This is a genomic window from Chitinophaga nivalis (genome assembly GCF_025989125.1).
GTDB classification, from domain to species: domain Bacteria; phylum Bacteroidota; class Bacteroidia; order Chitinophagales; family Chitinophagaceae; genus Chitinophaga; species Chitinophaga nivalis.
The window spans coordinates 5,126,618-5,132,428 of the sequence record NZ_JAPDNR010000001.1; the positions used below are offsets into that span (position 1 = coordinate 5,126,618).

6 protein-coding genes are annotated in these 5,811 nt (G+C 46.4%); 2 read left to right on the top strand and 4 right to left on the bottom strand.

Going from position 1 to position 5,811, the window contains the following annotated elements; genetic code table 11:
* Nucleotides 1–410 precede the first annotated feature (410 nt).
* The 3 genes from OL444_RS20350 to OL444_RS20360 all read right to left on the bottom strand — a co-directional run bounded on the left by OL444_RS20350 (nucleotide 411) and on the right by OL444_RS20360 (nucleotide 2,903).
* Nucleotides 411–812: a nuclease A inhibitor family protein gene (locus OL444_RS20350; protein WP_264730167.1), complete on the bottom strand. Its 402-nt coding sequence runs from the start codon at nucleotides 810–812 to the stop codon at nucleotides 411–413.
* A 111-nt stretch (nucleotides 813–923) separates the two neighbouring features.
* Complete coding sequence (gene cfa, locus OL444_RS20355; protein ID WP_264730165.1) at nucleotides 924–2,048, bottom strand: cyclopropane fatty acyl phospholipid synthase; 1,125 nt, start codon at nucleotides 2,046–2,048, stop codon at nucleotides 924–926.
* 168 nt (nucleotides 2,049–2,216) lie between these two features.
* Nucleotides 2,217–2,903 (bottom strand): VIT1/CCC1 transporter family protein, encoded by a 687-nt coding sequence (locus OL444_RS20360; RefSeq protein ID WP_264730163.1) that lies wholly within the window; start codon nucleotides 2,901–2,903, stop codon nucleotides 2,217–2,219.
* Between the two features lie 143 nt (nucleotides 2,904–3,046).
* On the opposite strand from OL444_RS20360, the gene OL444_RS20365 reads away from it, so the two are divergent.
* Both OL444_RS20365 and OL444_RS20370 read left to right on the top strand, forming a co-directional pair.
* A complete protein-coding gene (locus OL444_RS20365) occupies nucleotides 3,047–4,018 on the top strand; it encodes a polyprenyl synthetase family protein (RefSeq protein WP_264730160.1) in 972 nt (323 codons plus the stop codon).
* Nucleotides 4,019–4,163: 145 nt separating this feature from the next.
* Nucleotides 4,164–4,670 (top strand): VOC family protein, encoded by a 507-nt coding sequence (locus OL444_RS20370; RefSeq protein ID WP_264730158.1) that lies wholly within the window; start codon nucleotides 4,164–4,166, stop codon nucleotides 4,668–4,670.
* A 112-nt stretch (nucleotides 4,671–4,782) separates the two neighbouring features.
* On the opposite strand, the gene OL444_RS20375 is transcribed toward OL444_RS20370, so the two are convergent.
* Nucleotides 4,783–5,544 carry a dienelactone hydrolase family protein gene (locus OL444_RS20375; RefSeq protein ID WP_264730156.1) on the bottom strand — a complete coding sequence of 254 codons (762 nt, stop codon included), beginning with the start codon at nucleotides 5,542–5,544 and terminating at the stop codon, nucleotides 4,783–4,785.
* Nucleotides 5,545–5,811: the final 267 nt, after the last annotated feature.

Genomic DNA, 5,811 nt, shown 5'->3' on the forward strand with positions numbered 1-5,811 from the left:
GTCATCATAGCATATAAATTATAAAGAACTTATCTCTCCGTCAATTTTTACATAGAATGGCTCATTAGGTTATCCTGGTTTAAGGCATGAAAATACTACAAATATCTGAATTTAAAAATCTACACCCGGACAACAGGTACGTTCTTTTACTATCTACTGCTGCTGCTCCTCAGTAACCATCATCATTACAGCGCACCGCTGCAAAATAACAGCATGAAAAAATTTCTCTGTCGCCGGCAAAAATCAGCATGGGTTATGAACAATCCGGTGGGTCAACTACCTGCTGATTACTTCACATCATCCTGCAATGTAGTAACAGTAAGCTTTACCGGAGGGGTTTTCAAAAGGGTATATACAAAGTCAGAAAGGATGACTACCTATTTTAATATGGCTGCGGTAAAAAACCAGGATCAGGTTTCTATCGCTTCTGTATGTAATACCACTGCGGTACCATCTGCCAGAAAACCTGTCACAAACACCTGCACCTGTACAGATCCGCTACGGATAACGGCGATATCGGTCAGATGCTCCCGCAGAAAAGCAAACAGGACATCGTAACGGTTTGCCAACTGTACCATGAATTCCTCTCCGGGATCAGCCTGTCTTTGTATACGTGCCTGTAATTCATCCAACGAAAACCGCTGCAGATCGGCGGCATCAGCGCCAGGAAAAGCGGCCAGCTGTTGATCCAGGGAGGCCTGATCCTGTATACCGGCAGTATCCAGTAGCTGCCAGTTTCGTTCAGACTCGCTCATGTACAGCAAGTCATCAATGAGCGGGAGTACTCCCTGCGTAAAGGTATTTATATCCATACTCAAAGATATTTAATCCCTCCACAGAAAGTGATATACGAAATTAAGGATTTATGAATTCTGGCAGCGGCACAGCCGCAGTACATTGAAGAGGATGCCTTACTGTTGACGTCAGGCGCCTTTAAACCGGTATCCACCCGGCACGCCATGGGGAGAAAGCACGATCTGCCACAGCTGGCTGTCTCTTGCCCGGAAAGAACCGGCACAGGACAACAGATAGTACTTCCACATTCTGAAAAAGAGCTGGCCATATTTCGCAGACAGCTGCGACCAGTGGGCGTTGACATTTTCATACCAGGCCAGCAGGGTTTTATCATAATCCACACTGAAGTTCTGCCAGTGTTCCATGACGAACCATCCTTCTATGGCCCGGCCTATCTGGCTGATAGCGGGTATCACCGCATGCGGGAAGATATACTTATTGAGCCATTTGTCTGTAAAAGGAGAAGGCCGGTTGCCGCCGATCGTATGCAACAGCAGCAAGCCGTTTTCGTGCAGGCATTGGTGTGCGACACGCATAAAGGTCTGGTAATTGCCTGCACCCACATGTTCAAACATGCCCAGTGAGGCAATGGCATCAAATTTACCCGTCAGTTGCCGGTAGTCCATGACTTTAATGTCTACCGGCAGCCCCTTGCAACGTGACAACGCCCATGCTGCCTGTTCCTCCGAAATAGTAATACCTGTCACCCGGACACCATATCTTTCTGCGGCAAATTTTGCAAAGCTCCCCCAGCCACAGCCAATGTCCAATACCTGTTGCCCGGGTTGCAGCTTCAGTTTGCGACAGGTAAGATCCAGTTTATGTTCCTGGGCTTCATCAATAGAATGTGCATGTTCCCAGAAGCCGCAGGTATAGGTCATCCGCTTATCCAGCATACTTTCGAACAGGTCGTTCCCAATATCATAATGTTTCCTGCCGTTGCGAAAAGCCATGGCGGGACTTTGCAGATTGAACAGGCGTGCCGGTATAATTTCCAGCAGCATTGTCAGATCTTTTCTGATATTATGTTCCAGCCTGGCACGCAACACCCGGCAAAAGAATTCATCCAGCTTCCGGCAGTCCCACCATGCCTCCATATAGGACTCTCCCAGTCCCATCGAACCGGATAACAGTACTTTGCGATAAAAATCATCATTATAAATTTGTATATCTGCAGGTTGGTTGCCATTGACAGTGATCCCGGCGGCAGATAAGAGGCGTGTGACAATCTTCTTTGCTCTTTCCTTTTTCATAATCGTACCAAAAGGAGTAAACGGAAAAGTATCCCTACAAAAATACGACTTTTACCCGGTTCCAGCCCGGAAATTAAAAGGAATGGCTATATCGATATAATCTGTCAACACGTTTACTATACGTAACGGCTATACGCTGTTTCGGTTACCCGGTTCATCGCATCCTGACTATCCTATCATTTTGGCGATGCCAAAAGCTGCAGCCGCCGCAATCAACCCAATAGCCGTTACTTTCAGCGCACCTTGCAAAGGCGGCTGGCCGGTAATCCTGCTTTTAAAAAATCCAAATACAAACAGACAAATGGTCGTAATCACTACCGATAAAATCAACCCTTCCTGCGGGTGATCGGTAACAAAATAAGAGGACAAAGGTAACAAGCCACCGACAATGTAAGCCAGGCCAATAGTCAATGCGGCATTACGTGCCCTGTTGATATCCGGCTTCTCGAGCCCCAGTTCAAACTTCATCATAAAGTCCACCCACCGGTCCTTATCCTTTGCCAATGCACGGGCAATCAACTCCTGCCCTGCGGCATCTATACCATAATCTGCGAAAATATCTTTCACTTCCTGTAATTCTTTCTCCGGTATTTCCGCTACTTCCTGATATTCTTTCTGCAACTCACTCTGATAATGTTCCTGCTCCGTTTTACCTGCCAGATACCCTCCTAGCCCCATGGCAATACTGCCTGCCACAATCTCCGCAATACCGGCTGTAATCACAATGGAATTGCTGCTCACGGCTCCACTCAATCCAGCTGCCAATGCAAAAGGCACCGTCAATCCATCACTCATACCGATAACTACATCCCTCAGAAAATCTGAGCTTTTTAAATGATACTCTTTATGATCCATAGGAATGAAATTACGAATTACCCATCAGGAATGCTATACCACCAATATGGATCTCCTGACTATCTTATTTTTCACTGCAATAATATCGCTCCGGCTTAACTTATATTACCTCCCTGCGTTTATTATTTAACAAATCATATCATATGAATACACTCGCTGAAGTTACCGCTTTGTATCAGACGCATTTCAACAACCTCATTTTTCCCTCCGGACCACCGCTGTTATATGATTCTATCCGATATTTCCTGAACGGAGGTGGGAAAAGAATCCGGCCGGTATTATGTTTGCTGGGAAATCAGCTTTTTAATGAGATTCATGAAGATGCTTTCCATGCCTGTCATGCCATTGAGTTATTCCACAACTACAGCCTCACGCATGACGATATTATGGATAGCTCTCCCCTGCGGCGCAACAGGCCTACCCTGCATGTAAAATACAATACCTCCACGGCCATTCTTGCCGGCGATGTATTGCTGATACATGCCTTCACGCAAATCAATCATCTGCGTGAACTATACAAACAACCCATCGCAGCTTTATTTACCACCACGGCACAACAAATCTGTGAAGGACAACAAATGGATGTCAATTTTGAAGCAACAGACCTTGCTGCCATCAGTTATGCCGATTACTTACAGATGATTACCTATAAAACAGCTGTATTACTGGCTGCCAGTGTGCGTATCGGTGCGATCATCGGCGGCGCCACACCGCAACAGCAGGCAGACAGCTATGACTTCGGCAAAAACCTGGGCATTGCTTTTCAGATACAGGACGATTACCTGGATGCTTTCGGCGACCCTGCGCAAACAGGTAAACAACCAGGTGGCGACATCCTCGAAAACAAAAAAACCGCCTTGCTGATTAAAACGATGGAACTGAGCAATACCAGTCAGCAAGCAGACTTACGGGCCGCCATGCAACAAGACGGTGCGGAAAAAATAGCGGCGGTACTACAATTGTACAAAGCTTGCGGGGCAGACAAATGGGCCATGCAGACCATCGGCGAATACACTGCTGCTGCGCGCAATTACCTCGACCAGATTAGCGTACCACCCCATCGGAAAAGTGCATTAACAGAACTCAGTAACCAACTGCTCGAACGCAAACAATAATCATGTATATCGGGAGCTGCCATGTGATTGTCGCAAACACCCCTTCATAAAGTCAGGAATACACCGTCTTCCCCTGTATAAAGGCCCGTACTTTTGTATGGCCGGTCATACACTGGTTCCTTTATTCAAGCCTAAATCATTCCACATGAAAAAGCTTATTTCCCAACAAAAAATCACTACCTGTCTTTGGTTCGACACGCAGGCGGCCGAAGCGGTGGATTATTACCTCCGCATTTTTAAAGATGCCCAAAAAGGTATCGTGACCTATTATGGTAAAGAAGATATTGACATCCACGGCATGCCTGAAGGAACGGAGCTGACCATTGCATTTACGCTCGAAGGCCAGTCTTTCCTCGCCATGAATGGCGGGCCTCATTTCCAGTTTACACCAGCCATTTCTTTGGTAGTGAATTGTGATACACAGGAAGAAATAGATTATTACTGGCAACACCTCATTCAGGGGGGAGATGAAAAAGCACAGATGTGTGGCTGGCTGAAAGATAAATATGGTTTATCCTGGCAGATTGTACCAACCATCCTGCCGGAGTTATTGCAGGACCCGGATGAAACGAAATCCGGTAAGGTGATGCAGGCCATCCACAAGATGAAAAAGCTGGATATCGCCGCTTTGCAGGCAGCCTATCATCAATGACCAGCGCGGAGGAGTTATTTAAAGATTCAGATAAAGCAGCTTATCGAAAGATGCCTGCTTTATCTGAATCGTATAGCCTATACTGTTATATCAGTTATTAAACAGCAGGTCGTTACAGTATTTCTTTCAGAAAATCCAACATATGCTGCCAGGAACGATTGGCCGCCAGTTTGTTGTAGGCTGCACCGGAAGCAGGATTGTTACCGGATGCCGGGTCTGTAAAGGAATGTACCGCATTGGCATAGGAAATAAACTGCCAGTCTGCCGCAGCTGTTTTCATTTCCTGCTGAAATGCCAGCACACCGGCCACTGGTTCATACGGATCATCTGCACCGTGACAGGCCAGCACATGCGCATTTATTTTTACAGCAGGCCGGGTAGTATCCTTACCCAATCCACCATGAAAAGAAACCACTCCCTGCACGGGCATATTCGCTCTCGCCGCTTCCAGCGCGCCGGTACCGCCGAAACAATAGCCTATCACCACAATCTTTGCCGGATTGGCGCCTGATTTAATCAGCTCATCCAACGCCAGTTTAATACGGGTCTGATATACCTGGTAATTCTTTTTGTAGTACCCTACCAGCTGACTGGCCTCCTGGGTATTATGCGGATAGTTGTTCTCGCCGTAGATGTCTGCGATAAAAGCATAATAGCCTAATTCCGACAGCCTGGTGGCTGTATTTTTAGCATGTGCGTCAATGCCCATCCAGGCAGGCAAAATCAGGATGCCTCCTTTCTGTTTATGGCCATGTGCCGGCTTTATCGCCTGGCCGGTTAATTTCAGGTTGCCATCTGCATAAACAACTGGTTTCAATTGGGCCGTCATATGTATCGTTGCTGTCATCAAAATAAATAAAAATATGTATTTCATTTTTGTCGGGTTTAATAAGGAAGAGATCCATCAATTACGACAGATAATTTACGGCAAAAATCAGTCATCTCCAATTACGGACCTATTTACGACAATCGCCTGTAAGGCTAAACGCAGTAAATACAGCCCGCCTGCCAGCTGCTTTCATCGGATCTTTTTTGGGAAAGATGCCTATAATAACTGCGCATGAGGCAACAGCTACTGCGAAAAAGATTCGCTGTAAGCTATCACCTCATGCGCAAATATAAGGGTTGCTTTCGGATGCTG